At 71.2% G+C, this 25,610-nt stretch carries 28 protein-coding genes and 3 pseudogenes; 30 read left to right on the top strand and 1 reads right to left on the bottom strand.

Features of this window, described 5'->3' with window-relative positions; translation table 11 throughout:
- Window positions 1-200 precede the first annotated feature (200 nt).
- Complete coding sequence (locus tag ACIBJF_RS06705; RefSeq protein ID WP_399172611.1) at window positions 201-956, bottom strand: DNA-methyltransferase; 756 nt, start codon at window positions 954-956, stop codon at window positions 201-203.
- A gap of 515 nt (window positions 957-1,471) precedes the next feature.
- Between ACIBJF_RS06705 and ACIBJF_RS06700 the strand changes: the two genes are divergently transcribed.
- The 30 genes and pseudogenes from ACIBJF_RS06700 (at window position 1,472) to ACIBJF_RS06555 (ending at window position 25,592) form a co-directional block, all read left to right on the top strand.
- On the top strand, window positions 1,472-2,605 hold the full coding sequence (locus tag ACIBJF_RS06700) for a C40 family peptidase (RefSeq protein ID WP_399172610.1): 1,134 nt from the start codon (window positions 1,472-1,474) through the stop codon (window positions 2,603-2,605).
- A 144-nt stretch (window positions 2,606-2,749) separates the two neighbouring features.
- The gene (locus ACIBJF_RS06695) at window positions 2,750-3,064 is read left to right on the top strand and encodes a DUF6112 family protein (RefSeq protein ID WP_006143162.1); all 315 of its coding nucleotides are present in this window, start codon (window positions 2,750-2,752) and stop codon (window positions 3,062-3,064) included.
- Entirely contained in the window at window positions 3,064-3,759 is a 696-nt protein-coding gene (locus ACIBJF_RS06690; RefSeq protein ID WP_399172609.1) for a hypothetical protein, read from the top strand. Before ACIBJF_RS06695 ends, ACIBJF_RS06690 begins: the two co-directional genes overlap by 1 nt.
- Window positions 3,760-3,796: 37 nt before the next feature.
- Window positions 3,797-5,179: an ATP-binding protein gene (locus ACIBJF_RS06685; protein ID WP_399172608.1), complete on the top strand. Its 1,383-nt coding sequence runs from the start codon at window positions 3,797-3,799 to the stop codon at window positions 5,177-5,179.
- 81 nt (window positions 5,180-5,260) lie between these two features.
- The gene (locus tag ACIBJF_RS06680; protein WP_399172607.1) at window positions 5,261-6,733 is read left to right on the top strand and encodes an SCO6880 family protein; all 1,473 of its coding nucleotides are present in this window, start codon (window positions 5,261-5,263) and stop codon (window positions 6,731-6,733) included.
- A 55-nt stretch (window positions 6,734-6,788) separates the two neighbouring features.
- Window positions 6,789-7,241 carry a DUF6238 family protein gene (locus tag ACIBJF_RS06675; RefSeq protein ID WP_399172606.1) on the top strand — a complete coding sequence of 151 codons (453 nt, stop codon included), beginning with the start codon at window positions 6,789-6,791 and terminating at the stop codon, window positions 7,239-7,241.
- A gap of 28 nt (window positions 7,242-7,269) precedes the next feature.
- Window positions 7,270-8,784: an ATP-binding protein gene (locus ACIBJF_RS06670; protein WP_399172605.1), complete on the top strand. Its 1,515-nt coding sequence runs from the start codon at window positions 7,270-7,272 to the stop codon at window positions 8,782-8,784.
- A 333-nt stretch (window positions 8,785-9,117) separates the two neighbouring features.
- Window positions 9,118-9,378 (top strand): hypothetical protein, encoded by a 261-nt coding sequence (locus ACIBJF_RS06665; protein WP_399172604.1) that lies wholly within the window; start codon window positions 9,118-9,120, stop codon window positions 9,376-9,378.
- 106 nt (window positions 9,379-9,484) lie between these two features.
- Window positions 9,485-9,733 carry a hypothetical protein gene (locus ACIBJF_RS06660; RefSeq protein WP_399172603.1) on the top strand — a complete coding sequence of 83 codons (249 nt, stop codon included), beginning with the start codon at window positions 9,485-9,487 and terminating at the stop codon, window positions 9,731-9,733.
- Window positions 9,723-10,649 (top strand): hypothetical protein, encoded by a 927-nt coding sequence (locus tag ACIBJF_RS06655; protein WP_399172602.1) that lies wholly within the window; start codon window positions 9,723-9,725, stop codon window positions 10,647-10,649. Before ACIBJF_RS06660 ends, ACIBJF_RS06655 begins: the two co-directional genes overlap by 11 nt.
- Before the next feature lie 30 nt (window positions 10,650-10,679).
- On the top strand, window positions 10,680-11,453 hold the full coding sequence (locus tag ACIBJF_RS06650; protein WP_356307287.1) for a hypothetical protein: 774 nt from the start codon (window positions 10,680-10,682) through the stop codon (window positions 11,451-11,453).
- A gap of 290 nt (window positions 11,454-11,743) precedes the next feature.
- Window positions 11,744-12,538, top strand: coding sequence for a hypothetical protein (locus ACIBJF_RS06645; protein ID WP_399172601.1), 795 nt, complete (start codon window positions 11,744-11,746; stop codon window positions 12,536-12,538).
- Between the two features lie 139 nt (window positions 12,539-12,677).
- Window positions 12,678-13,193 carry a hypothetical protein gene (locus ACIBJF_RS06640; RefSeq protein WP_399172600.1) on the top strand — a complete coding sequence of 172 codons (516 nt, stop codon included), beginning with the start codon at window positions 12,678-12,680 and terminating at the stop codon, window positions 13,191-13,193.
- Window positions 13,194-13,241: 48 nt separating this feature from the next.
- The gene (locus tag ACIBJF_RS06635; RefSeq protein WP_388653552.1) at window positions 13,242-13,985 is read left to right on the top strand and encodes a glycosyltransferase family 2 protein; all 744 of its coding nucleotides are present in this window, start codon (window positions 13,242-13,244) and stop codon (window positions 13,983-13,985) included.
- Window positions 13,978-14,958 carry a hypothetical protein gene (locus ACIBJF_RS06630; protein WP_399172599.1) on the top strand — a complete coding sequence of 327 codons (981 nt, stop codon included), beginning with the start codon at window positions 13,978-13,980 and terminating at the stop codon, window positions 14,956-14,958. The genes ACIBJF_RS06635 and ACIBJF_RS06630 overlap by 8 nt, the downstream gene beginning before the upstream one ends.
- A gap of 163 nt (window positions 14,959-15,121) precedes the next feature.
- Window positions 15,122-15,580, top strand: coding sequence for a hypothetical protein (locus ACIBJF_RS06625; protein WP_389579152.1), 459 nt, complete (start codon window positions 15,122-15,124; stop codon window positions 15,578-15,580).
- Window positions 15,577-16,288, top strand: a pseudogene (locus ACIBJF_RS06620) (hypothetical protein). The gene ACIBJF_RS06625 and the pseudogene ACIBJF_RS06620 overlap by 4 nt, the downstream one beginning before the upstream one ends.
- A gap of 962 nt (window positions 16,289-17,250) precedes the next feature.
- Complete coding sequence (locus ACIBJF_RS06615) at window positions 17,251-17,748, top strand: hypothetical protein (protein ID WP_199836147.1); 498 nt, start codon at window positions 17,251-17,253, stop codon at window positions 17,746-17,748.
- A gap of 99 nt (window positions 17,749-17,847) precedes the next feature.
- Window positions 17,848-18,273, top strand: coding sequence for a hypothetical protein (locus tag ACIBJF_RS06610; protein WP_055495473.1), 426 nt, complete (start codon window positions 17,848-17,850; stop codon window positions 18,271-18,273).
- Window positions 18,270-19,058 carry a hypothetical protein gene (locus ACIBJF_RS06605; RefSeq protein WP_399172598.1) on the top strand — a complete coding sequence of 263 codons (789 nt, stop codon included), beginning with the start codon at window positions 18,270-18,272 and terminating at the stop codon, window positions 19,056-19,058. Before ACIBJF_RS06610 ends, ACIBJF_RS06605 begins: the two co-directional genes overlap by 4 nt.
- Window positions 19,055-19,867: pseudogene (locus ACIBJF_RS06600) on the top strand (relaxase/mobilization nuclease); the annotation flags it as partial. The gene ACIBJF_RS06605 and the pseudogene ACIBJF_RS06600, both read left to right, overlap by 4 nt.
- Before the next feature lie 29 nt (window positions 19,868-19,896).
- Window positions 19,897-20,577: a hypothetical protein gene (locus ACIBJF_RS06595; protein ID WP_399172597.1), complete on the top strand. Its 681-nt coding sequence runs from the start codon at window positions 19,897-19,899 to the stop codon at window positions 20,575-20,577.
- A gap of 25 nt (window positions 20,578-20,602) precedes the next feature.
- Window positions 20,603-21,361, top strand: a complete 759-nt coding sequence (locus ACIBJF_RS06590) for a hypothetical protein (protein ID WP_362491176.1) — start codon at window positions 20,603-20,605, stop codon at window positions 21,359-21,361.
- Window positions 21,358-21,561 carry a hypothetical protein gene (locus ACIBJF_RS06585; RefSeq protein ID WP_145870796.1) on the top strand — a complete coding sequence of 68 codons (204 nt, stop codon included), beginning with the start codon at window positions 21,358-21,360 and terminating at the stop codon, window positions 21,559-21,561. Before ACIBJF_RS06590 ends, ACIBJF_RS06585 begins: the two co-directional genes overlap by 4 nt.
- 275 nt (window positions 21,562-21,836) lie before the next feature.
- Window positions 21,837-22,220: pseudogene (locus tag ACIBJF_RS06580) on the top strand (hypothetical protein).
- Entirely contained in the window at window positions 22,217-23,020 is an 804-nt protein-coding gene (locus ACIBJF_RS06575; RefSeq protein WP_399172595.1) for a DUF317 domain-containing protein, read from the top strand. The pseudogene ACIBJF_RS06580 and the gene ACIBJF_RS06575 overlap by 4 nt, the downstream one beginning before the upstream one ends.
- A gap of 29 nt (window positions 23,021-23,049) precedes the next feature.
- Window positions 23,050-23,406, top strand: a complete 357-nt coding sequence (locus tag ACIBJF_RS06570; RefSeq protein ID WP_399172594.1) for a hypothetical protein — start codon at window positions 23,050-23,052, stop codon at window positions 23,404-23,406.
- Entirely contained in the window at window positions 23,397-24,218 is an 822-nt protein-coding gene (locus ACIBJF_RS06565; RefSeq protein WP_399172593.1) for a DUF317 domain-containing protein, read from the top strand. Before ACIBJF_RS06570 ends, ACIBJF_RS06565 begins: the two co-directional genes overlap by 10 nt.
- 74 nt (window positions 24,219-24,292) lie before the next feature.
- The gene (locus ACIBJF_RS06560) at window positions 24,293-24,886 is read left to right on the top strand and encodes a hypothetical protein (protein WP_399172591.1); all 594 of its coding nucleotides are present in this window, start codon (window positions 24,293-24,295) and stop codon (window positions 24,884-24,886) included.
- Window positions 24,819-25,592: a DUF317 domain-containing protein gene (locus tag ACIBJF_RS06555; RefSeq protein WP_399172590.1), complete on the top strand. Its 774-nt coding sequence runs from the start codon at window positions 24,819-24,821 to the stop codon at window positions 25,590-25,592. Before ACIBJF_RS06560 ends, ACIBJF_RS06555 begins: the two co-directional genes overlap by 68 nt.
- Window positions 25,593-25,610 lie beyond the last annotated feature (18 nt).

Below are 25,610 nucleotides of genomic sequence, written 5' to 3'. Positions count from 1 at the left end.
CCGGCTCCAACTCGCCATCGTCAGGCGACTTTGTTGATTCGGGCATTGAAAAGCTCGGCCTCCTACGAGACACGGGATGAGAAAAGGACGGAAGCGTCTGCGCGCGGCCCATCCGGCGAGCTGCACGGCCACTGCGGCGGTATTGCGCCGGCGGCTACGCTTGGGGAGCCGGTCGCCTTGGCAGCAGGCAAGGACGGGGCTCAGCCGGTAAGGTCCACGTCGTCCTGCGTGAGGGTTTCGCGGATCGTCTCGGTGAGCCGGTCGGCCGCGATCGTCGCGTAGTGCTCGGTCTTCTCCACGCCGATGAAGTCCCGGCCTTCCAGCAGAGCGGCCACGCCCGTGGAGCCGGAGCCGGCGCAGAAGTCGAGGACCGTGCCGCCCTCGGGGCTGATCTTGACCAGCTCGCGCATCACCTCGACCGGCTTCTGCGTGATGTGCCGGCGCTGCGCGCCCGAGGGCTGCGACGCCGAGTACATGCCGGGCAGATAGACCGGGTTCCGGGAGCCGTCGATCGGCCCCTTACTGGCCCAGACGATGAATTCGCAGTTCTGGGTGAACCGGCCCTTCTGCGGCCTGGCCTGCGGCTTGTGCCAGGCAAGCACGCCGCGCCACAGCCACCCGGCGGCCTGGATCGCGTCCGTCGTCGTCGGGAGCTGACGCCAGTCGGTGAACAACAGCGCGGTCCCGCCGGTCTTCGTCAGACGGTGCGCTTCCGTCATGATCTGCGTCAGCCAGAACGCGTAGGACCTCTGGTCCATGTTCTCGCCCGTGAAGTCGGCAAGATCGTTCTTGGCATCGGCGGAGGTGTACTTCTGCTTCGCGGAGCGGGTGGTGCGCTCCTTCGCGGTCCGGCCACCGCTGTTGTACGGCGGGTCGGTGATGACGGAGTCGACGCAGCCGTCCGGAAGGCCAGAGAGAACGGCCAGGGCGTCGCCCTGGTGAAGGGAAAAAGGCAAAGAGGGGCCCCTATTCGGGTGCGGATTCACGGTGGGAACTAGCCGCCTCGCACAGGAGTCCTCGCAGGCCGGAAGTGGGCGTGCAGAAGCCCAGGGCCGCAGACCGAGGAGGCGAGGGGGAGTCCAAAAACTGTAGAGGCGAATCCGCCGACGACCAAGAAGTGCCATGCGAGGGTGCCGGATTCCGGCACCTCGCGCCAGCTTTTTGGTCAACCGCCAATCCGCATCTACTGTTTTTGAACCGCCCGGCGCACACCGCCGCTGGCTACTCCCCCGCCACACCTCACGGAGGTACCCCCTTGCCCCGGCACACCTAGCTCACGGCCCGGCCAGCTGGAGCGAGCGGCAACTCGCCCCGCATCGGTCCGCCTTGATCGCCCACCCCGGCCGCCGCGCCCTTCCACCACGCCTCGCGCACGCGGCACGCCGGACACCGCACCCCCGAAGGACACGCTCATGACGTCTCGCTACCCACCCCTGCCCGACCTCGCTGACCCACGAGCGGTCCGCTCCGGTTGAAGGCGCTCGCCGCCGGCATCGGCGTCGTCTTCCTCTCCCCGCTCCTGCTCGCCGGCACCGGCATGATGATGGCGTCCTCCGCCGACGCCGTTCAAAGCAGCAGCAGCTCCCTCATCTGCCTGAACGACATCGACACCAGCAAGGTCGCCGAGCAGGTCACCAAGATCCTCGACGGGGCGTCCGGCAAGAACGCCCACGTCGAGGGCCTGGACCTGCCCGCCGAGCAGGTTCCCAATGCCCAGACGATCGTAGCCACCGGTATCAGCCTCCACGTCCCCAAAAAGGGCCAGGTCATCGCGCTCGCCACGGCGATGCAGGAGTCGCGGCTGCGCAACCTCAACTACGGCGACAGGGACAGTCTTGGGTTGTTCCAGCAGCGTCCCTCCCAGGGCTGGGGCACCGCCGAGCAGATCCGTGACCCGACGTACGCGAGCGAGCAGTTCTACAAGCACCTGCTCAAGGTGCACGGCTGGCAGCAGATGACCGTCACCCAAGCCGCCCAAGCCGTCCAGCAGTCCGGCCTGCCGGACGCCTACGCGCATTGGGAGCACCTGGCCACCGCGCTGCAGGAAGCCATCGCCAAGACCTTCCCCGGCGCCGGCAACAACAAGGACGCCAAGGAGCCGAACCCAGGCAAGGACCCGGGAGCCGGCACCACCGGGTGTGCTCCGGGCCAGGACGGCTCCGGCTTCGGCCCGATCCCCGAGGGCAGCGTCCCGAAGGGATACAAGATCCCCAAGGACGCCCACCCGAAGGCGCGCAAGGCCATCGAGTGGGCGATGCACCAGCTCGGCACCCTCTACCAGTGGGGCGGAGCCTGCACCAACGCCCACGGCCCGGACCCGATGGGCCGCTGCGACTGCAGCTCGCTGATGCAGCAGGCGTACGCGCACGCCGGCGTCACGCTCTCCCGCACCACGTACACGCAGGTCAACGAGGGCAAGGCGGTCTCGCCCGCCCAGCTCAAGCCCGGTGACCTCATCTTCAGCCGCGGCACCGCCGCCCGGCCTGAGCATGTCGGCATGTACATCGGCGAGGGCCTCGTGATCGAGGCACCGCGCACATCAAAGCCGGTCCGGATCACCCCGATCAAGGACTGGACGATTCTCGCCGCCCGCCGCGTCATCTGACGCCACCCCGCCAGGGCACCGCCCGGGCGGGCCGCCGCCGCGGCGATCTCCCGCGCCCCGAGCGCATCTCCCCACCCCCTCTGCTTCCCCTCTTCTCGCCGGCCCCTCGTCTGGCCCGCGTAGGCAAGGAGCCCCGCCACACCTATGTCCCTCCCTCTCGCAGACCGCGTCATCCAGCTCGCCTACGACCCAGGGATCTCGCCCAAGGGCGGCGGCCTGCCCGGCCTGAGCGTGCTGAAGAACGTCGTCAACTCGATCAACATGTTCGGGATCATCGCCGTCGTCGGCGCCCTCGCCGTCTCGCTCGGCGTGTGGGCATGGGGCCACCACACCGGCGGCCACCAGGCCGAGGCCAACGGCAAGAAGGGCGCCGTCGTCGCCGCGGGCGCCGCCCTCGGTCTCGGCGCCGCGAACGGAATCGTCGCGTTCTTCTCCACCCTCGGCTCGCAGGTCCACTGATGCGGAACCGATTCCCCGCCCTCTCGCTGTCCTCTTACGGCGTCGGCTGGTCGGCCAACCGGCGCATCGCCATCGTCGCTCTGGTCGTCACCGTCCTGCTCACCATCGCCGCAGCCGTCGCCTGGCTGTCCGGCAGCGGCAACGCCCACCGGGATCCGGCCGCTGCCGGGCCGGCCACGGCGCACAGCCCATCCTCCTCCGAGGCCCCCGCCCCGAAACCCGAGGCCGACTCCGGTTCCGTGCCCAAGCCTCCGCAGATCGCCGAGCCGGTCGCGTACGCCAAGGCAGCAGCCCAGATGCTGTGGTCCTACGACACCGGCGACACCAGCCGCGACCAGCAGCTCGCCGGCATGCACGCGTGGATGACCAAGGAGCCCGCCTACGCCGACTGGGCGTCCGTGTCCGGCCAGGTCCCTGATCCGTTGCTGTGGTCGCGGATGGCCGACCAGGACCAGCGCGCCACCGCCCGCGTCACCGAAGGCCACTACCCGGGCGCGTTCAAGCAGGCCCTCGCCGAGGACCCCTCGGCGATCACCGAGGCGTACATCTACGTCGTCACCGTCAACGGCGCGCAGCAGATCGCCTGGAAGAAGGGCGGCGGCGGAGCCGAGGAGCGCGCCGTGACCCTGGCCGTGCAGTGCCGCCCCGGCCACGACTGTGCCCTGGCCGCCATCGCTCCGAGCGTCACGCAGTGACCCGCGCCTGACACGAGATAAGGAGGAGTAATTCCCCGTGGGTTTCTGTGATTACCCCCTGGCGGACAAGCTCTGTGCGGTCGGCGACGCGGTCGATTTCGCCTCGGACCCTGGCAAGGCCATCGGTGACTGGATGGCGAAGTCCGCAGGTGAGCTGGCTGCGGCAGCGGCCGACTTGGCCGCCAAGGCGGTCAACACCACCACGAAGGTCGACCTGAACGCCGGTTGGTTCCGCGACAACTACGAGATGCTGCTGCCGTTGGGCCTGGTCCTGCTGGTCGCCACCTTCTGCGCGCAGCTCGTCCGGGCCGCCGTCAGACGCGACGGACAAGCCCTCACCCAGGCGTTCACCGGCACCATGTCAGGGGTCCTGTTCGCGTTCTGCGCCATCGCCCTGACCACGGTCGCCGTCGAAGTCGTCGACGCCGTCAGCGACGGCCTGTTCAAGACCGCGCACCTGAGCATCGAGTCGGCCGTGCGCCGCATCGTGAAGGTCAGCCAGATCGGGTCCCTGGCCGGACTCGGCTGGCTCGTCCCGGTCGTCGTCGGTCTCGGCGCCGCCATCGGCGCCTTCCTCTACTGGTGCGTGATGATGGTCCGCAAGGTCGGCATCCTCGTCATGGTCACCCTGGCCGTCTTCGCGTCCGCCGGCGGCGGCTGGGAAGTCGCACGCCGCTGGCGCAAGGGCTGGATCGAAGCCACCGCCACCCTCGTCGTCAGTAAATTGCTGATGACTGTGATCTTCGTGCTCGGCATCGCCGCCATGGGCAAGACCGACGCCACCGACGGCATCGCCGCCCTCGCCGACGTCATGTCCGGCATCGTGATCATGATCCTGGTGCTGCTGTGCCCCTATGCCGTCTTCAAGTTCGTGCACTGGGCGGCCGACGGCACCGACGGCGAGTCCATCCACCGCGCCGGCGGCGCAGGAGCGCAGATCGCCAAGGCCCACGCCGAGAACGTCGCCCGCAAGGCCGCGGCAGCAGCCGCCACCGCCGGAACCGGCGGCGCGGCAGCCGGAGCGGGTGTCGCCGCCGCACAAGGCCCCGACGCCGCAGGCGGAGGCGGATTCCCCGGCGACATCGCCGCCAACCCGACCGGCGACAGCGGCGGCGGCAAGGACGCTTCGCAGGGTGGCGGAACGGGCGGCTCGCCCGGTGGCGGTGCCATGAAGTCCGGCCTGGAGAAGGCCGTCCAGCCCGCGCCGACGAGCGTGTCGGATGACACCAGCGGCCAGGTGGGCGGCAGCCCGGGGCCGGGTGGATCCGGCGTGAGCGCCGCGTCCGGCCAGCAAGGCGGCTGGCAGTCAGTGCCGCCGACCACGACCCCGCCGCCGCAGGGCGCACCGCCGTCCCCTGGGGCACAGAACGCCACGCCCAGCGGGACGGCCTCACCGCAGCCGCCTGCGACCGGCCTCTGATCCCCTGTCCGTCTACCGGGGGCGGGACGTGTACTGCACCCCCGCCCCCGGGTTTCCGCCCGCGTCTTCAGGACCCGCCCCTTGACTGATCTCTCCGTCGCTCCGGTCACGGTGAAGTTTCCGCACCGGTCCCGCCGCGGCATCCTCCTCGGCCTCTCCCTGCCGCAACTCGTCCTTGTTTCCTGCACGCTGGCGCTGCTGCTGATGACGGTGGTCTCCACCGGGCTGGTCGGCGCCGTCGCCCTGGCACCGCTGTGGGCGGCTTCCGGTGCGCTCGTGGTGATCCGTCGGCACGGACGCTCCCTGATCGACTGGGCGCCGATCGTCGCCCGCTACGCACAGCGCCGACGCACCGGCCAGACGCTCTGGCTCGCCCGGCCCGTCACCCGGCCCCGGCAGGACGGCATCCTCCACCTGCCCGGCACGGCCGCCTCCCTCAAGGTGGTCACCCCCGGCGACTCCGCCAACGGCGCCGCGGCCGTGCACGACCCACACCGGCAGACCCTGACCGCCATCGCACGGGTCAGCAGCCGCGCCTTCGCCCTCCTCGACCCCGCCACCCAGAACCACAACGTGGGCAGCTGGGGACGCGCGCTCGCGGGCATCGCCCGCACCGGGCACATCGCCACCGTGCAGGTGCTGGAACGCACCGTCCCCGACAGCGGCGACACCCTCACCCGCCACTGGGCCCAGAACGGGCAGCCCCAGACACCGGTCGCCGGACAGATCTACTCCGAACTGGTCGCCTCGGCCGGCCCCGCCGCCGCACCCCACGAGACCTACCTCGCCATCTCCCTCGACCTCAAAGCCGCCCGGCGGCTGATCTCGCAGGCCGGCGGCGGGCTGCCCGGGGCGTTCACCGTCATGGAGCAGACCACCGCCTCCATCGCCCAGGCGGCCCGCAACGCCGGACTGATGGTCACCGGGTGGCTGACCGCGCGGGAGATCGCCGCCGTCATCCGCACCGCCTACGACCCCAGGGCTCTTGCCGCACTCCAGCAGTGGTCCGACACCGGCCGCGCCGAAGCCGATCCCGCAGCAGCCGGGCCCGTCGTCCAGGTCGAGGAGTACGACCGCCTCGCCACCGACAGCGCACGGCACGCCACCTATTGGGTGGAGAACTGGCCCCGCACCGAGACGAACGCCGGCTTCATGCACGGCCTCATGTTCACGGCCGGCGTGCGACGCAGCCTGTCCCTGATCTATGTCCCGCAGGGGCTCGAGTCCGCGCTGCGGGACGTCCAGCGCAAGAAGGCCGCGATCATCGCCGACGCCAACGAGCGCGCACGCCGCGGTCAGGTCGACAGCGAAGAAGACTCCGTCGAGTACGCCGACGTCAAACAGCGTGAGCGCCAGCTCATCGCCGGACACGCGGACGTCGCCCTGACCGGCCTCGTCACCGTCACCGCCGAGACCGACGCCCTCCTGGACGCCGCCTGCGCCCAGATCGAGACCCACGCCGTCACCTCGGGCGTCGACCTGCGACGGCTGAACTACCAGCAGCCCGACGCGTTCGCCGTCGCCGCACTCCCCCTGGCCCGCACCACCCTGTAGCTGCCAGTTCGCCCCCACACCCCGCTCCCGCCTCTTTGGCGGCAAGGACCTCCCATTGAGCCCTCCCTGTCCCAGCGCGCCCGACGCGCACCCCTACCTTCGGGCCGCCACCGCAGGCGTCCGCCACCACGCTCGGGCCCTCAACCGTGCCACGCTCCCGGATCGCGGGCACCTCGACACCCTCCACGCCCACCTCACCGAACTACACCGGTTCATCGACCAGTTGGCCGAGGTAGCGCGGCCCCCGCATCCTGCAGCAGGCCGCCACCTCGCCACCGCGCACACCCGGCTGTGGCAGGCCGCCACCGAGCTCCACGCCGCCTTCCACCTGCTGCCCGGCAACACAGCGCAGGCAGACACCGAGACGAGCGCCTGCCATCCGGAACGGCTGCCCGAAGGGCCGCCCGTACTGACCATCTGCCAACGCCACCTCGCCGCCGGGCACAGCATCCGGCGCAAGACCACCCCCACCGACCTCCGTCCGCACACCACGGCCTGCGTGCGATGAGCACCACCCGCAGAATCGAGGGCCCCCGATGAGCCACCGGCCCGCTCGCCGCGCCCGCCGCGCCTCCGCCAGCCCGCTGTTCACCCCCCACGGCACCGACCGGGCCAGCCGCAAGGCCGCCCGCCGCCAGCTCGCCGAAGCCACCGCCAAGGCCCGCGCCGAAGCCACCGCCCACCAGGCCAAGAGCACACCCGCCGAGCACGAGATGCCCGCTCCGCTCTACCCTTCGAGTGGACGTCCCGGGCCCGCCTCCGCCCGTAACAACCGGCTGAAGCTGCCCGCCCACCGCATGACCACCGCCGTGGCCGCCGGCGCGTATCCGTTCCTGGCCGAAGGCGGGCTCGGCGCCGAGGGCATCTACATCGGCCGCGACGTCCACGCCGAGGCATCGTTCGTCTTCGACCCGTTCGCGCTGTACGGCAAGGTCGAGGGATTCACCAACCCCAACCTCCTGCTCGCCGGGGTGATCGGCCAGGGCAAGAGCGCGCTCGCCAAGTCCTTCGCGCTGCGCTCGGTGGCCTTCGGCTACCGCGTCTACGTCCCCTGTGATCCCAAAGGCGAGTGGACGCCGGTGGCGCAAGCCCTCGGCGGCCGGTCCGTCGCTCTCGGCCCCGGACTGCCCGGACGCCTGAACCCCCTGGACGCGGCCCCGCGACCGGACAGCGTCACGGAGGCCGACTGGGTCGGCGAGATCCGCAAACGGCGCCTGCTCCTGCTAGGCTCCCTCGCCCGGACCGTCCTGGGCCGAGACCTGATGCCCATGGAGCACACCGCCCTCGACGTCGCCCTCGACGCCGTCGTCACCCGCGCCACCGCCACCGGCCGCACCCCACTCCTCGGCGACGTCGCCGCCACCCTCAACAACCCCAGTGCGCTCGACGAAGCCGCCGGCATGATGTCCGGCCAGCTCGGCGACGCCGCACGCGACCTGGCCCACGCGACGCGCCGCCTCGTCCACGGTGACCTGGCCGGCATGTTCGACGCCCCCTCCACCGTCGCCTTCGACCCGCACGCGCCGATGCTCACCATCGACCTGTCCCGCCTGGGCGGATCCGGCGACGACACCGCCCTCGTCCTGGCCATGACCTGCGCAAGTGCCTGGATGGAGTCCGCCCTCTCCGATCCGAACGGCGGCAGGCGCTGGATCGTGTACGACGAGGCGTGGCGACTGATGCGGCACGTCGGCCTGCTGCAGCGGATGCAGGCCCAGTGGAAGCTCAGCCGCGGCCTCGGTATCGCCAACCTCATGGTGATCCACCGGCTGTCCGACCTGCTCACCGCCGGCGACGCCGGATCACAAGGCCGCGCCCTCGCCGAGGGCCTCCTCGCCGACTGCAGCACCCGGATCATCTACCGCCAGGAGACCGACCAACTCCACGCCGCCGCCGCCCTGCTGGGCCTGACCTCTGTGGAAATGGACGCCATCGCGCACCTCAACCGGGGCCGTGGTCTGTGGAAAGTCGCTGGCAGATCCTTCATCGTCCAGCACCTGCTGCATCCCAACGAGCTGGCGCTCTTCGACACCGACGCCCGAATGCATTGAAAATGCGTCTAGTTCACGAACCTTGACAACACCCCATCGAAGGACTCTCGTATCTCCCCGCGTGACCCGGACTTCGACCTGTACGACAACGTCGGCCGCGACGCCGACCAGATCCACGCCGCCCGGTACAACCTCGCCACCCGCGGCGACCTGAAGCGGTGGGCGCGACGCGACGCGCAGCCCTTCCTCGACGCGCATCCGCTGCCGGACCAGCCCTGGCCCGCACCTGATCTCACCCCCTACCTGGACGCCCTCGCCGCGGCTCAGACTCCGGCAGAGATCGAAGCAGTCACCGACCACGTCCTGGACGCCGCCGAACCTGCACTGCGCGCCGTGAGCGACTACCTCGTCGCCGCCGCCCGGTGGCGGCGGGAGAACCGCGGTGCGGCCAAGGGATCTCCCTCAAACCTGCTGATGACGGCGGCCAGCCGGGCGCTGTCGGTCCTGGCCCTCGCCGACGAGGCCGGCCTGAGCAGGCTGCGCGCCGCCTACGACCCGGCTCCCACCCCCGCGACACCGACCGGCGGCCAGCCTGGGGCCAGCGCAGGCGTCCCGCCCGCTCCTCCGTCCCCCGATACCGCACCCCGCCGATAGCTCTCTTTCTGCGATTCCAGTCCCGCCCAACTCTCGCAAACGCGATCCCGAGGGACCACCACTGTTGATCGACACGGCACCGCCACCGCCTGCACACGAAGTCCTCTTGAAACGTCCCCCTCACCTGAACGCCACCGAATGGGCCGAATACCAACAACGCGGAGCCGAAGTCGACGACCTCATGGCACAGGTCGCCGACCAGGACGCCCAGATGGAACGCGACCTGATCGCCACCCACGACGAGTACGAACTCGGCTTCAGTCAGGAGTCGCAGCCGGGAGTCACCCCCACTGGACGGACGCCTCCACCGCACCGATCGCCCGCCTCCTCCCGCGGGAGGAACCGTGGCCGCTGACGAAGCGAGCACCCCAGATTCCCGCCGCGTTGCCTCGCTCGCACCGCTTCCCGACCACCGCAACGTGGACACCCCGTGGTGGCAGGAGCTGTGGCGTCGCCACGCGCACATCACCACGCCGCTGCGGGCGCGCGGCCTGCAGTGCGACATCGAGTTCGGCCTCAGCGCCTACATCGTGCGCGTCTCTCTCCCCGACGACAGTTACCTGATCATCGGTCCGCCGCAGGAGCCGTCCTCCGAGCGCCCGCCCGGAGACCCCGAGGGCTGGATCGCGACGCGTGAGCACCCCGACGACCCGTCGCTGTTCGAGGTCCTCTACGACTCGGCCCCCTCCGACGACCCCGGCGCTCCCCAGCGGCCCGAAGCCCGCCACGGCGGCAGCGCCCAGCCCCTGATCGAGGCGATCAACCACCGCCTGGCCAAGCTCGGCCTGCTGCCGCACCCCGTCTTGCCCGGCGAAAGCCCACACGTGCACTCAGCCCAGCCGACGCCCCCGCCCCAGGCCCAGGGCGTCCCCGGCACACCCGACGACGCTCCCATCTACGTCTACGGCGACGCGCTGCGCGCTCTGACCGACCGGCTCAACGGAGCGGAGTCGCATGCGGATGCCGCTGCCCTGCTGCACCAGATCCTGGAGCCCACCGACGGACTGCTGGCGCAGCTCGGCGAGTTCTTCGAAGCAGCCGGGGAGAAGGCCAAGGAAGCGGAGGAGGACGACGGCTTCGACCTGTCCTACGACCTCGCCGACGCCGCCGCCGAGATCCGCAACCTCGGAGAGGTCCTGCACGTGGCCGAGGACAGGATGCGGGCCCTCACTCCGCTCGCGTCGGCACCGCGACTGCCCTCCAGCCCGGCCCGTGCACCGTCCCTTCCCCCGCGAGTGCTCCCGCCGGCACAGCCGCGGCACACGCGCTGACCCCGGACCATCGCTTCCCTCCCGGAACACATGACCTCACTCCGCACCGACCTGGCCGCCTTCGCCGCCGGCCTTTCCGCGCGCCTGCCCGGCACCTGGACCAGCCAGTACCAGCGCCACTCGCAGTACGCCGACCAGTTCCCCCGCACCGAACAGCTCTGGGACACCGGCCACGTCGACTACGTCATCAGCCAGTACGTCCTCACCCACGACGCCGTGCTCCACGGGCCGGCCGACCAGAGGCTGTACGTGGCCGACCGCCCCCGCTATCTGCACCAGTTCGTCGTCGCCCCGCTCGCACCCGACAGCACGCACATCAAGCCCCACCACTTCGCCGGAGTCGAGGAACCCAACGGCATCGCCGTTCCCAAGGACCCCGCACGCGCGGCAGCACGAGTCGCCCGGCGGCTGCTGCCCCGCTACGGAGAATCCCTGCAGGCCGTCCTCAACAACGCGGCGCACCAGCCCCAGCCACCGCACCGGCCCCAACCGCCACAGGTCGACCAGATCCTCACGCTGACCCTCTACAGCGACGGCGCCCTCGGCGCACCGTACGAGAGCGTGCCGGTGGATGCCCGCATGACCCTGTACACCCACGGCTTCCAGTACCACCCGCACCAAGCAGCGTTCCTCCTGCCCACCGCCTACGGGGAAAGCGATCGCGCCCTTCGCGTCCACGCCGTGGTCCAGCAGCTCACGGCCAAGGGCATCGGCGTGAACCTGCGCCACTCCGCACCCACCACCAGCGCCGCCCTTCCGCCAGCCTCAGTGAAGGCCGCGCTCCCGATCCGCCGTACGCGCTGACCCGCCCCCGCCCCCAGATCCTTGGAGTCCCCATCCGCATCGCCCGCGGCACCCTGCCGCTGTTCGCCAGCGTCGCCTGTCTCGCCCTGGCCCTCACCGGCTGTGCCGACGACGGCACCGCTGTCGCCAAGCAGTCGCCCAGCGCCAGCAGCGCGCCGAAGCCGGCGCCTGCCCTCAGCGCCGCCCAGGCCCGCGACGTCATCACCCACTACTCGAAGATCAACAACGAGGCCAACGCCGACCGCGACCGGCGCCTGCTCAACACGGTCGAGGACGGCCCGTTGTACGCAATGTCCGTCTCGGACTACACCGAGACCGAGGGACTTCCCACGGCGGACCGCAAGCCGTACAAGCCGTGGTCCTACGACGACGCGGACGCCAAGCTGTACATCCCGCGCCTGGGAGCCGGACAGGACCGCTGGTTCGCCGCCGCGCTCTCGGACCAGAAAGGCAAGGCCCCCTCGCGGCTGGCGGTGTTCGCGGAACGCCCCCAGCACAAGCGCTGGGAGATGGTCTCCGTCGTCGATCTCGACAGCCCGAAACTGCCGGACATCGCCCTCGACCACGACGGGTACGCGACGGCCGTTGCCGCCGTCGGCAACAAGCACCTTGCCGCCGACGCGAACCTGCTGCGCACCGCGGTGCTCGACAATTTCGCCACCGGCGGCACGCACACCGGGACGAAGGTCTTCACGCCGACCACGGCGAGCAAGCGGCAGATCGAGGTCCACGACAAGACCGGCACCCGTTTTGGCGACCAGGGCACCACCGTCTTCGCCGGCGCCGCCAACCGCTACAAGGACGCCTACGCTCTCAAGACCGCCGACGGCGGCGCGCTGGTTCTCTTCTCCCACATGCACACGCAGACCGACGCCGTCGCGCACTCCGGCCTGCAGATCAACCCGGGCAAGGAGGACCGGGCCTGGCTCCACGATGTGCCCCGCACCTCCATCACGTACATATTCGTGTGCAACGACGCCGCCACCGTCCCCGCGAAGGCCGCCCCGTCCCGCCTGATCGGCTATACGTGCGCCCGCACCGATGCCTCCGGCCCGCCGGTCCCGTCCTGGTCGGAGCGCGTGTAGACGCACGCGCGCCACCTGATGGCCGCCGAAAACTTCCCGCCCCCTGCTTGCTGCGGAGAGCTCCCTGTCCACTCACTCATTCATCGCCCGCCCCACCGTCGGCACGGGGTACACCGGCATCCACGTCCAGCTCGACGGCGTGCCCAGCCACCACCTCCCCCTGCTCCTGGCCGCCTACCAGTACAAGTTCGGACGCGACATCGAGACCATGTGCCGGCACCTCATCGACGACGTCGCCGTCGGCTGGGAGGAACTCGGCACCGATCTCCTCGACGATGCCCCGCCGGCACTCGTGGCCGCGCTGACCGGCGGCGAGCACTGGCCCAGCCGAACCCTCGACCACCTGGTCACCCCGGACGGCTCTCCACCGGTACGCATGTCGGTCACCGACGCGACCGCCGACGAGCAGGACATGGAGTGGGGTTACGTCCTGCACAAGGAGGGCGTCGAGGTGATCAGCCTCCTGCACGAGGACACCGGCCCGGTCGTGAGCTGGGCCATCGATCCACGTACCGCCTTCAACGACCACCCGGCCGCCTGGTCCTCCCTCGACCCCGCACCGACCATCCCGGCTTCGCGTAGCAGGCGGCCACACAGCGCTCCTGCCGCAGCCCCGGCGAAGGCTGGCACCCCACGCCCCTCCGCCCGCCGCTAGTTCCCCCTCGCCTTCCCGGAGCCCCCTCTGCCCCCGCACACCAAGCCCTTGATCACCGTCATCATCGCCAGCCGCCTGCGCGAAGACCGGCTGGCTTACCTGGCCGCCATGCACGCCAGCCTCACCCGGCAGACGGTGCCATGGCAGGCCGTGATTGCGCTCGACGGTGCTTCGCCCGACCGCCTGCCGGCCCCGCTCGCACAAGATGCCCGCGTTCGCACCCTGGCGCTGCCCCGGCCGGTCGGCGCCGCCTGCGCCCGCAACCTGGCCCTCGGCCACGTACGCACCCCGTACACCAACTGGGCAGATGACGATGACGAGTTCACCGACGATGCGATGGCCGTACGGCTGAACACCCTGGAGTCCACCGGGGTCGGCTGGTGTGCGGGCTGGAGCGAGGACAAGTACCCCGACGGCTCGACCACCCTGTGGCGCTGCCCCACGCCGCCCGGCCAGCACGAGGCCGGCGACGTGTGGACGTACTGGAAGTCGCCGGCGGACACCATCCCCATCGGACCGACCACGATCCTCGCCCGCACCGACCTCGTGCGCGCTGCGCCGATGGGCGGCCTCGTCCAGGGTGAGGACTACTGCGCGGCCCTCGGCGTGACCGCTCTCGCCCCCGGGATCCTGCTGCCGGTCCCCGTGTACCGGTACCGCAAGTGGAACGGGCAGATGACAGCCCAGGTCGGATACGACCAACTGGAGGCGGCGGCCCGCGAGCACGCCTGGGCGTACGGCCGCAGCCTGCGCTCCGTCCTGCGCGGTGGCGAGGACCTGGTCCATGGCTGAGGCGCAGATCATCCTGTCGCACAGCCGGGAGTCCGGGATCGTCGCCATCGCCTCGGGCGAGCAGTACCCCTGGGCGCACACCGCCCTCGCGGAGAGCGGCTTCCAGCGGGACGACGACGGCGTCTGGCACCTGCCCGCGGACGGCACCAAGACCACCGTGGTCGACCTGATCAGGTGCGCGAAGCGGCACCGCACCAGCGTGCACACGAGCAGCCGCCGGTTCATCGGCGACGCCGCCCGCGACCTCGCGCGCCTCCTGCCCGGCCAGTGGCACGCCTCGGTCGAGATCTACTCGCACCCCGCCTGGCAGGAAGACCTCGTCCCCTGGATCTGGGACAGCGGCGAACTCGGCCGCGCCGTCCAGAGCGAGCGAATCCCCTACGCCGCGCTCCTCACCGACGCGGTGCAGGGCACCACGCTGCTGTTCATCGAACGGCCCGGCCGTCAACTCGACTACCTGGTGGGGTCCTTCTCGCCCGAGGGACTGGAAGGGGGCTACGGCGATCCCCACGCCCCGCGCAGCATCGTCCTGCCGCCGTTTGCCGGACGGGCTGCCCAGGCACTCACCGGCCGGTACCTTCCGGCCTACGAGCAGGCCGTCCACGCCCGCCAGACGGCGGCCATCGCCGCTGTACTCGGGGACATCCGCTGCGAGCACGACACTTGGCAGGCCATGAACGCCTCCGGCCGCTACAGCGACGCCACCCCGCTGAGCGCCGCCGCTCGCGGCGCCGCGACGGAGTTGTTCCTCGACCACGCCTGGCGCCGTTTCCTGACCGTCGTCGACCACGCCCCGGCGCTGCTCGACCAGTGCCGACCCGCGAGCAGCCCGTGGCCCGACGACGCCGCGGCCCTCTCCCGTCTGGCCGACGCCGTGATCGATGCCGAGACCCTGGTCGACGAGATCGTCCACGGCGGTTTCGTGCCGGAGCAAGAGCGCCGAGCACGCGCGTGGCCGGCCATCGAGACCTGACTCACCGACGGCGGAACGTTCTTGCGTCAGGCCCGCATCAGCGCACCCCACCGCCGCCCGGCTCTGCCCGTCGCCGCGCCGGCCCGCCCCCTCACCGCGGCCCGGCCCGCGCACCGCGGCCCCTGACCTTTCCGCCCCCCGCCCCGAGGAGAACATCGCCCCCTTGCAACCCGGCACCCACTTCGCCTTCGGCGACCACGAGGAACACGGCTTCGTCGCCTCCTTCACCGCCTCTATGCCCGCGCACCTCGCCCACTGGTACCTGGAGCGCGAGCAGTTCGAACCCGTTCCCGGAGAACCCGGCCTGTACCGGCTCAGCGAGCCCGAGCGCGACGGAGTCCGCCGCACCCGCCAAGCCGTCCACGACCTGCGCCGCCACGGCTACACCGTGCAGGCCGACATCCGCCTCGACCCGTCCCTCTCGGCCGGCCCGCCACGCCCCGCCCGGCCGAACGGCCTGCAGGAGCGCCGCAGCCGTCTCGCCCAGGCCGCCGCCGGCCGGACGACGCAGCGCTCTACACCGCCCACCACCTCCCCGCCTTCGGCCCGGCCGATCCCGCCGAAGCCCACGTACGCTCCGACCGTCCATCTGACGGCCGCGACCGGCGGGCGGTCCCGATGACACCCGCGAGCAGTCCGACTCCCGACGGCCCCTTGCCGACCGCTCCCGAACTGGCCAACGCGGCACGCGACTTCCGTTTGCGGCTGGCGGTCATCGACCGCGAGACCGAGGCCGCGCTCGACATGACACGCGACCGCTACGGCCGTGCCGTCCACGCGGGCGCCGCGGCAACCGCAGGAGCCCACCGCGACAAGGCCGCGGTGGAGGCGTACGCCGCCCACCTCGCCCCGCACGCCGAGGCGCTCCTCGATGCCGCCCGCCTAGTGCTCGATGAGGGGCCACCCGCTCGGCACCTGGCCGGGTGGCGGGCCGTCCTAGACGGCCTGGCCGTTTCGGCCGCCGAGATGCGGTGTCGTCGAAGGCCACAATGCCGGTGACGCCTCCAATGCGCTTCTCAGCGCTGTCCAGCGCGGCTATGACGCCGGCCCGATGGTCCGCCTGCAGGAACTCCTGGAGATCAGCGGCCAGTTCGCCAGCGCCCTGGAGACCGTGCAGGGCCGCCAGATCGCCGCCCGCCTGGCAGCGTTGAGCCGGCAGATCGAATTCCTCACCCGCGAAGTCGAAGAGGCGGCCGAGGACCCCGGCGCGACCGTCGCCGTCCTGCCCCCGCACCGCACCCCCGTGCTGCGCGCCGGTCCGCGCCCCGCCGTGGGCACCACACCGCCCACGCCGCCACCCCGCGCCAGCACCACCGCCCGACACCGCTAAGCCCATGTCCCACCTGGTCTTGACGAACATGAGCCCATGGAGCAGTACGCGATCAACCTTGCCCTCGCAAAATACGAGCACGATCGTGAGCTGTCTTGAGCGCCCACGGCCTAGGGGCGGCCATGCCAGCCGCCCCGGAGCAGCGGCTACTGCTGACGCTTACTCACGTGTGACACGGCGGTCATGCCGGCGCCGTAGGTGAAGGCAAGGACGGCCCCGCCAGAAGCGACGGCGGTGAGGGCAGGCTGCCCCAGAACAGAGGAGCCAATCCCCGCAACCAGCCCAGCGATGACGGATACCAGAGCAACGACGACAACGTGATACACGCGGTGGTCACAGGTAGAAGTGGTGGCAGACAAGTAGGGCCCTCCCATACTCCGTCGGAGCGCCGTCACCTGAATCAGGGCAGGGTGCATCCTGCGCTGGATTCACGTCACAGCGTCGCCGCCCAGCGGGCGTCGCGATAGGGAAGCGCCGGCCAGGCGCGCCTATCGCTCCTCGGATGGAGCGCCGTAGCGGTTGGCCATCATCACCGATGCACCATGCCTTTCAAGGATCTCGTCGACCACGTCCATAGTAGCCAACCCCACTGACACACAGACAAGTTGGTGACCGCTTCGGGGGAGCGCAAGCGCCGATCTGCAGCGACTCCCACTTACCTGGTCTTCACGCGCGAAGCCTCGTTGCAGGCACACCTCTCCTGGTGGCCGTGCTCCTGGCCAAGCGTCCCGCCCGCCGCACCGCCCTCGCCGGACACCTCGCCAAGCAGCCGCTCGCCGACCCGGCGCTCCCTGGCACCGGCGCGGCCTTCGCTCTCACCGTCCTTCTCGCCGCGCGCCGACGTCTGGGCCCCGCGGGCAGTCGCGGTGCGGCTGGCGCCGGTGCCTGCATCGAGGCCGGCATAAGACGCCCTGATCAGGGCGCAACCCCCCACCTTGCAACCCCTTTGAGGAGATCGAATTATGGCTGTGCGTACGCACTGGACCGTGGAGCACGCCTGCTCCCACCGCGTGGATCACGACCTGTCCAATCGCCCTGCCGACAAGCGGGCAGGCTTCGCCCGCTGGCTCGCGTCGAAGGACTGCACCGACTGCTGGAAGGCGGCGCGCGACGCCGACACCGGGTCCAAGGAGGAGTGGCTCGCGGCCAAGCGGGCCGAGGAGCAGGAGGCAGCCCTCACGTGGGCGAAGCAGTTCGACATGCCGCAGTTGGAGGGCCCGGCCAAGGCCCTGGACTGGGGCGAACGCTCCCGCCACCAGCTGATGACATCCGCGCACACCGCGCTCGTCATCGAGGGCACGTGGGACGAGGCGGACTGGGCAGAGCTGGAGGAGAAGGCCCGCGCCATCACCCGTGCCGGATGGTGGATCGACCAGCGCGACGCCGAAGGCACTGACCTGCTCGAACTCCTCGACGCAGCCAGTGAGGCGGACCGCGGGACGGAGAACCCGTTCCGCTGACGGCGGGGCAACATAGCCGGAGGACGCCGGTTAGCCAAACCGGCGTTCCTCCGGACTATTGATGCTCCCACCCCGCCAGCATCTGCGTGGAAGGAACTCATGTCCCAGCTTCCGCCCACCTCGGCGTTCGCACCGACGCCCGACCCGCTCACCCCCGATCGGGACATCACCCACGCCCACTTCCAGGCCGGTGACACTGTCGTCGTCCTGAAGGGGATGGCTGGCGGGGAACTGTGGGGCGATGCGATGCGCGTCGTGGCCCCGTCCTGGCACACCCCGACCGACGAGGACGGCTGGCGGCTGCGTGATGCGACCGGCGGCGCCCAGTCCTACGTCACCGCCCACCCCCGCTACCTCGTGCACCTCTCGCGCCGCTGCCCGGACTGCCTGATCTACCTGCGCGCCATGGAGGATGCCCTCTTTACGCGGTTCGCCGACCGCGACGAGCTGATCGACTGCGGCTGGTACACAACCACCGCCCTGGGCCAGCTCGTGCACATCGCGGACATCCGGAGTGGCCGATGACTTCCCCCACGCACCGCCCCGGCCGTTCCGCCGCGCTCGACAGAGCCAGGGCCCGAGCCACCGCATCTCCGGTCGATTCTTCCTGGCCGCTTCACCTGGCCGAAGACCTCCGCGACATCGAGGCCGACTGGAGAACTTCGGCCGAGGTGTGCGCGGATGCTGCCTGGGCGGCACGGTCGGCCGGCCACAGCGTCCTGGCCCTGCTGTCCCCGCAGGACGTCACCGCAACGGGCCTTGACCCGATCACCGCCCGCACCTTGGCTCATCTGTACCTGAGCGCCCTGCGGTTCGACTTCCGCTGCCCCACCCTCCAACGCCTCGTCGAACAACTCGCGGAAACCGCGCGTCAGCCGCTGGACTGCTACACCCGGGCCTTGTACGCCTTCGCGCTGCTGGGCCAGTCCCGCCCGGAGGGCCTGGCGGTCATGGACGAGGTCCTCGCGGAGGCCGGGGAGCACACCAAGACCCTGCACGTCCTGCTCCACGGGCTGTGGCTCGGCCAGGACCTGGACCAGGGCGCGGAGCGTCTCCTGGCCCTCAGCTCCCGACCGGCCCTCGCCACCGGCAGCGACCCGATCGTCCTCTTCCGCGTGGCGGGTGCCCTGCGCCGGCTGGGCCGGTACGACGAAGGGCTGGGCGCCATCGACAGGGCGATCGACTGTCTCCCGCCGGGGGACACCTCAGTGCACGCCGACCTGGTCCGCGAGCGCTCCCTGCTCTGCACAGCCCGCGACCTTCATCAGCACCGGCCGCCCACCCGCACGTCGAGCGGGGTGCCGTCATGATCCCCCGCCTGAACGCGCGGACCCACTCGCCGCGCGACCCGCTCGCCGAGGCACTCGGGCGGCCCCTTTCCCCGAACGAGGGTCTGACGGAGTTCACCATCGTCGCCCACTGGCCGGACCTGGACTACTACACCCCCAACGACGAGCAGAGAACCTGGACATCCGTTCAGTGGGCCGAGCACCTCGAAGATCCCTATCTGGAGCATCCGTTCACTGCCAGTGCGGACGACGACCGACGGGCGATCCTCCATCTCGTCATCCGCCTCCACCCGGACGACCGGGAGCTGACCGGTCCCGAGTGGGCCGAAATCGCTCACCGGTTCGCGCGAGCCGCCGGTATCGAGATACCCGGCGCCGCGGAGCACGGCTGGCGGTGGATCGCCGTCCAGGCACAGCCCGGGCGCCTGGACCTGATCGCCAACCTGATCCACCTCGACGGCACCTGGCGCACCCCGCCCTCAGACATCCTGCGGCGCCTTGCGGACGAGGCACGCCGCATCGAACAGGACCTCAACTTGATCCCCGCCCGCACCGGACCCGCGACACGCCCCGCTGTCCGTACGGCGCCCACCGCATCCGCGCAGTTCGCGAGCGTCCTTACGCAGCTCGCCGACGAGCAGGCCGGCCCGCTGGCCACGGTCCGCGGACTGATCGAGCACACCGCTCACCGCATCGCCCGCCAGCCCGGAGCCGCCAGCACCGAAGCGGCACACGGTCTGGAGCTGATCGCCCGCCGGCTCCACGCGATCCAGCAGGACCTGGACACCACCGCGGCCCACCTGGTCCGCCCACAGATCTCCGTAGGAGCAACGCCTTCTTGCCCCATACCGGCCGCTTCATGGACATCCGCCGCGACTCGAACTCCAGCGAACTCCTCGCGCGCGGCGGCGACTTGGCGGCACACAGCATTCTCCAGCGCGCGGGATTCATCGCGGTCGTCCGCCTCCACGAGACCTACCACCGCGCCCCCGCCGGCCTCACCGAGGATGACGAGTCCCGTCTCGCCACCGATGCCGTAGCGCGCCTGCGGGCTGCCGGGTACCACGTCGACTGCGACGAACCTTTCGACACCGACGCCCGCCCCGCGCGCTATACCACGCTCGGTACCTCGGCCTCCCACCTCGCCGAACGCCTGCGCGAAGCCACCGACACCGCCGAGGCAGCCGACATCCTCACCGAACTCACCGCGCCCCACGACGGCATCCTCGCCGGGTTGGAGGAAACCCTCGGCGCTCTGGCGGAGTTCTTCGACGGACTCGGCAACGCGACCGATCCGCACACCGCCCGGCGCCTGCGCTACCTCGCCGACGAATACGTCCGCGTCATCCACTCCGACCTCGCGTACACCCGCGAACGGCTGGCCGACCGGCACGCCCCTCACCCCGGCCGCCGCCCCTGCGCCGAGCAGGTGCCCGACCACGAGCCCGAACGCTCCGCCGTGTGCGCCTGCCCACCCCCGCCGCGTGCACTGCCGGCCCCGGCACCGCCGCCCGTCGGTGCCACCCGCCTGCGCCGCTGAGCCCCTGCAACTGCCCAAGGACACCATGCACGACCACGACACCTCCGAGCACCTCGCCTCGTACGCCGACGTCCTCGCCGGTGAACTCCCCGATACCTGGACCAGCACGCACCTGACAGCCGACGCCAAAGACGACCTCGCCGAACTCGCCGACCGGATCTGGGACCTGGACCTGGTCGCCGCCTCCCTCGCCGAGCACCCGCTGACGCAGGCAGCCGTCCTGAGCCGCCCCGACGGCGCCCAGCTCGTCCTCCTGGACCGGCACGACGGACGCGACGGCTTCCTTCTCGCCGCCGTCGCCCCGCGCGCCCTGCCCGACGAGGCGTACCGGGCTGTCCCTGAGCCCAACGGCGTCGCCCTGGCAGACGACCCGTTCCTGAGTGCCGAGCAGGTCGCCGGCGATCTGCTCGCCCGCTACGACCGTGCGCTCGCACAGGTCCGGCACAACGCCCTGGGTGGCATCCAGCCCTCCCAGCCGGACCGGATCGTCCTGACCTGGCAGCCGGACGGCAGCGTCGCCACCGCCCCCGCCGACGACCGGGCCGGCACGATCCTCGTCGCCCACGGCTTTATCCAGGACCCGCAGAGCGGCATCTACCGCCTGAGTGGTGACGACACCCAGGTCCAGGCCCGCGCCCTACGCGAGATCGGCCCGCGCCTCGACGCGCTCGGCATCGGTGCCGCCCTCCAGCACCCCGCCGGACGGACCGCGCCTACCTCAGCCCCGGCATCCATGCCGCCGACCCCGTCCGGCACCCGTACGCCAACCGCCAGGACTCGATGAACCAGGCGGAGGCCGACCTGGGCATCCCTGCCCTGCTCCTGACCGGTCATGACGTCAAGTGCACGCCCGGCATCTTCGACGAAGCCACCTGCCGGCTGGCCATGCACGGCCTCCGCACCAGAGCGGCCCGTCCCGCAGCGCAGCAACCGGCACCGGACGGCTCCCCGTCGCACTCCGCACCGGCCCGCCGTACCCCGTAAGACGCCCGAGCGGCCCCGGCACCACGCCGGGGCCGCCCAGCACACCGCCCGACTCCCGGAGAAACCCGTAGCACCCCGCACACCCCCACCGATCAGCAACCGGCTCAAGCCCCGGCTCGCCACAGCCCTGTTCCGCCGCTATCTGCGCGCTTGCATACCGACCGGTCCCGACCACACCTCCCCGCTGACCGGCGCCCGCCCGGAGGGCGTCCTCACCGAGTCACAGCGCGTCGGGCAGCGCCACCACCACTGACCGTTCACCGTCCCGGAGGAGCATGTCCCACCCCGCCCCCTATCCGGTGAGACTGGCCGACGAAATCACCCGCCAGTTCGGCCAGCTCGCCGACCACCTCTCGCAGCTTCCCCCGCCCCAGGCCGCGCAGGTCATCGCCCGCGTTCTCGACCCGGACGCCGGAGTCCTCGGCGGCGTCACTCACCTCGTCGCCACCTGAAGCGTGTTCGCCAAGGACCAGGCAGAGCGCGGCGCGCTCCCCGCGGAGGTGTGGCTCGCTCTGGGCCGTGCCTCGAACGAACTGCACGACATCACCCTCGACCTGGACGAACACAAGGACGCCCTGGCGCACGTCAGCACCCAGCCCGCCACCACCGAGGCGAAGCGCCCAGTGCCCGCACCGCTCGTGGTCCGGCGGCGCCGGTGAAGAAGAAGCAGTGGCAGGGCTGGGGGCCCGGCGAGCAGGCCGAGCAGCACTACCTCGTCCAGCCCCGGGCCCTGGCAGGCGGCGGCGACGTCCGGCACGTCTCGGAGTTCCTGCGTGCCTCGGGATGGCGGGACAAGTCCAAGCCCGGCGGCCCCTTGGTCATGGAGAGCCCGGACCGGACCGTCCGCGTCGCCTACGACCCTTACGTCCTTCCCGGCGGCTGGACCATCCACGGCCGGGCAGACGGGGCCAGCGGCGAGTGGTCGGCGCACCTGGGCCGTCAGGCCCCGGTGGAGATCGTCTCCGGCCTGACCGACGCCCTCACCCGTCCCCGCTCTGCACACGCCCCCAACGTCTGGGCTCCGCTGCAGGAGCAGAACTGGCACACGCGTTTCGAGGGCGAGCACTACGTGGCGACCAGCCCCGATGGCACCGCCTGGATGCAGTACCGCCAGAACCCCGACGGCACGGCGATGTGGTGGACCGGAGCGCAGGACAAACAGGGCAACGGCTGGACGGCCCACTTCACGCCGAACACCCCGATGTACCTCGTGCAAGCCTTCTCCACCGAACTCGCCAGCCCCGACCCCGTGATGCGCCCGCGCGGACGCGTCCCGCACAGCGCGCAGATCCGCACCTGGTCGGTATCCGTCAAGCCCTCCCAACTCAGCGCCTGGCAACAGGCCCGCATCACGGCCGCCCGCGCCGCCACCTGGGCCCGCAACAGCGCCCGAAGCACCAGACCGCGCACCACCGCCCGCGCCCACGCTGCCGCCGACGGCACACGAACCCGCCGCTGACCACGACACCCACCACCCCGAGGAGACCGATGCCCGCACTCACCCCGGACACCATCCGCGCCGCGACCGACACCCTGTGCCGCCTCACCGAATACCTGCGCGAGAACCCCGACCCCGAGGAGACGCTCGCTCTCGTCGAGCCCCTCCTCGACGAATACACCGGCCTGCCCATCCAACTCGGCGACACCCTGCGCGCCCTCGCCCGCGCCGTACAGAGCCACCCGAACACACCGCGCAGCGAGAAGATCAGTGATCTGGTCACCGAGCTGCGTGCCGCGGCGTGGGTGCAGACCGACCAGTACATGCTCCACTACGTCCTGGACGAGCTGCGCAAGGTGATCGGCAACGCCGCCGCGAGTGAGCCGGGGTGCGGTCGGTGCCGCTGAGCGAACGGCAGCTCGCCGGGTTCGCCGACAAGCACGCCTGGCGGATCCCCTTCGACACCAGCCCCCGCCATCTCGCCGGCCCCGGGGATGCCCGCCACGTCACCCACGGCTTGGCCGCCGCCGGATGGAGCGCCGTCTCCGACCCTTTGAGTGCCGAGATCGTCCTGCGCAGTCCCGACCTTCGTCACAGTCTCCAGTTCGACCCGCAGTCCGCCACCTCTGCATGGTGGCGGCTGCGGGCCGAGCCCACCGACACCGAGCCCGGCTGGTACGCCGAGTTCGGTGAACTCGTGCCCGCCGAGGTCCTCGCCGGCTTCACCGACGCCCTCATCGCCTTGCCGCCGCAGCAGCAGGATCCGTGGCAGCCGGTGACCTCGGCGGGCTGGCACCGCGACTCGGACGGTACAGCGCGCTCGCCGGACTCCATGTGCCACATCGAACTGCGCCCGTTGAGCGAATTCAGTGGCCGGTCGTCCTGGCACGTTGAGACCTGCGAGCCCGGCGACGGGCAGTTCCCCGGCCCGCGCATCTGGCACGCCTACTTCGACGAGGACGTCCCCGCCCATGACGTCGGATCGTTCCTCACCGCGCTGGCCGACCGCAGCCCGCTCCAGCGCGGCATGTACGACCGCACCGGCCACTACAGCGCCGTGCAGGAGCCCAGCCCGCTGCGCCCGCAGCAGGTGGTCGACGCCCACACCGCCCGTATCGAGTCGCTCCGCGCCCGGGCACGCTCCGCCCGCAGGCAGCAGACGAAACCCGCGACGACCCCGGCGCAGGCCCACACCGCCCAGCCGGCTCCTCGCCGCTGAACCGACAGGACCCCCTCCCCATTTCCGCCGATCACCGCGCCTACCGCGCCCTCCTCCGTCACCTCGACCATTACGTGAGCGACAGCAAGAAGATCCTCGACGCCTGGGACGCCTACTCCGACGAGCACACCGACCTCGACGGCTGGCCCTACGACGACCACGCCTACGGAAGGCGCGCCAGCCAGCGCGACGCCGACACCGCCCAGGCATTCGAGCCGCTCCGCTACGGCGCCCGTCACCTGCTGGCCACGGCAGAGACTCAACTCGCCCAGCTCTCGGAGAACAGCGTGCAGAGCCGCTGGGTCTACCAGCTGGGCGTCCTGCGCGACGCCCTCGACCGACTCGACGAACTGCACGAGCAATGGCTGGTCACCCGCGACGCCCTCCCCGCCACCGCCAAGCCCGGCACCCCGGACTTCGACGACGCACTCGCAGAACATCACGCCGAATCGTGGAGCTACCTCGACGACTGGGGCACCCACGGCAAGGCGCTCCGCGAGATCAACACGGCCGCCCGCAAAGCCCCTTCACCCCTGGCTCCCACACCGACACCGGCCCGGCCACCCCGCCCGACCGGCGAGCTGCGGCACGGAAGTGAGCATGCCCCCGACCCCCGAGACCGTCGAAGTCGACTTCATCACGCCGCGCCACCTGGCCGACGGCGGTGACCCCGCCTGGATCACCGTCCCCCTGCACCGTGCCTGCGACTGGAGCCACGGCAACGACCCCCTGATGCCCCGCGTCCTGCTCTCCAGCCCGGACCAGAAGGCCCTCCTGCGCCTGGAGCCCGACCCCGACGGACAGTGGTGGACCCTCAACCATGCGGCGGAGGCGGACCGGCCCGCCTGGTACGCGAGTTTCGGCGCCCGCACCCCGGTCGAACTCATCGCCGCCTTCACCGACGCCCTCACCGACCCCGCCCCCGCCGCGAGCACACCCTCGGATCCGTACGAACCGCTCCGGCAGAGCGCGTGGCAGCCCCCGGCCATCGGGGCTGACGGCCTCGTGTCGCCCGACGGAACGGCCTACGTGCAGCGCCTGGGAACCGCGCAGGAGTCGGGAGCCTGGTTCGTCACCGCCTCCCTCGGCCCGGAGCGAAAGCCGGTGTGGCAGGCCCGCTTCGGCGAACACACCCCTGCACGACTGGTCGCCGCGCTCACCGATCCGCACCCCGCAGCGCGTACCGGCAGCTTGCGCAGTCTTCCGACCCGCGACCCGGACGTCGTCACCCGCCGCACGACGGACGTCCTCGCTGTGCACGTCGCCGCCGCCCTGGAAGAACGCGTCCACGCCCTCGCGGCCCGCCACACCGTCCCGCCGACGACTCCAGGCCCGCCGCGCCAGCCGCCGGCCAGGAACAGCCGCAGCCGCTGAATGCCCCGCCCCCGCCCG

It is taken from the genome of Streptomyces sp. NPDC050743 (assembly GCF_044456925.1).
Classification (GTDB): Bacteria; Actinomycetota; Actinomycetes; order Streptomycetales; family Streptomycetaceae; genus Streptomyces.
The sequence above is the reverse complement of the archived record's forward strand: the minus strand, read 5'-3'. Positions and strand labels throughout refer to the sequence as shown.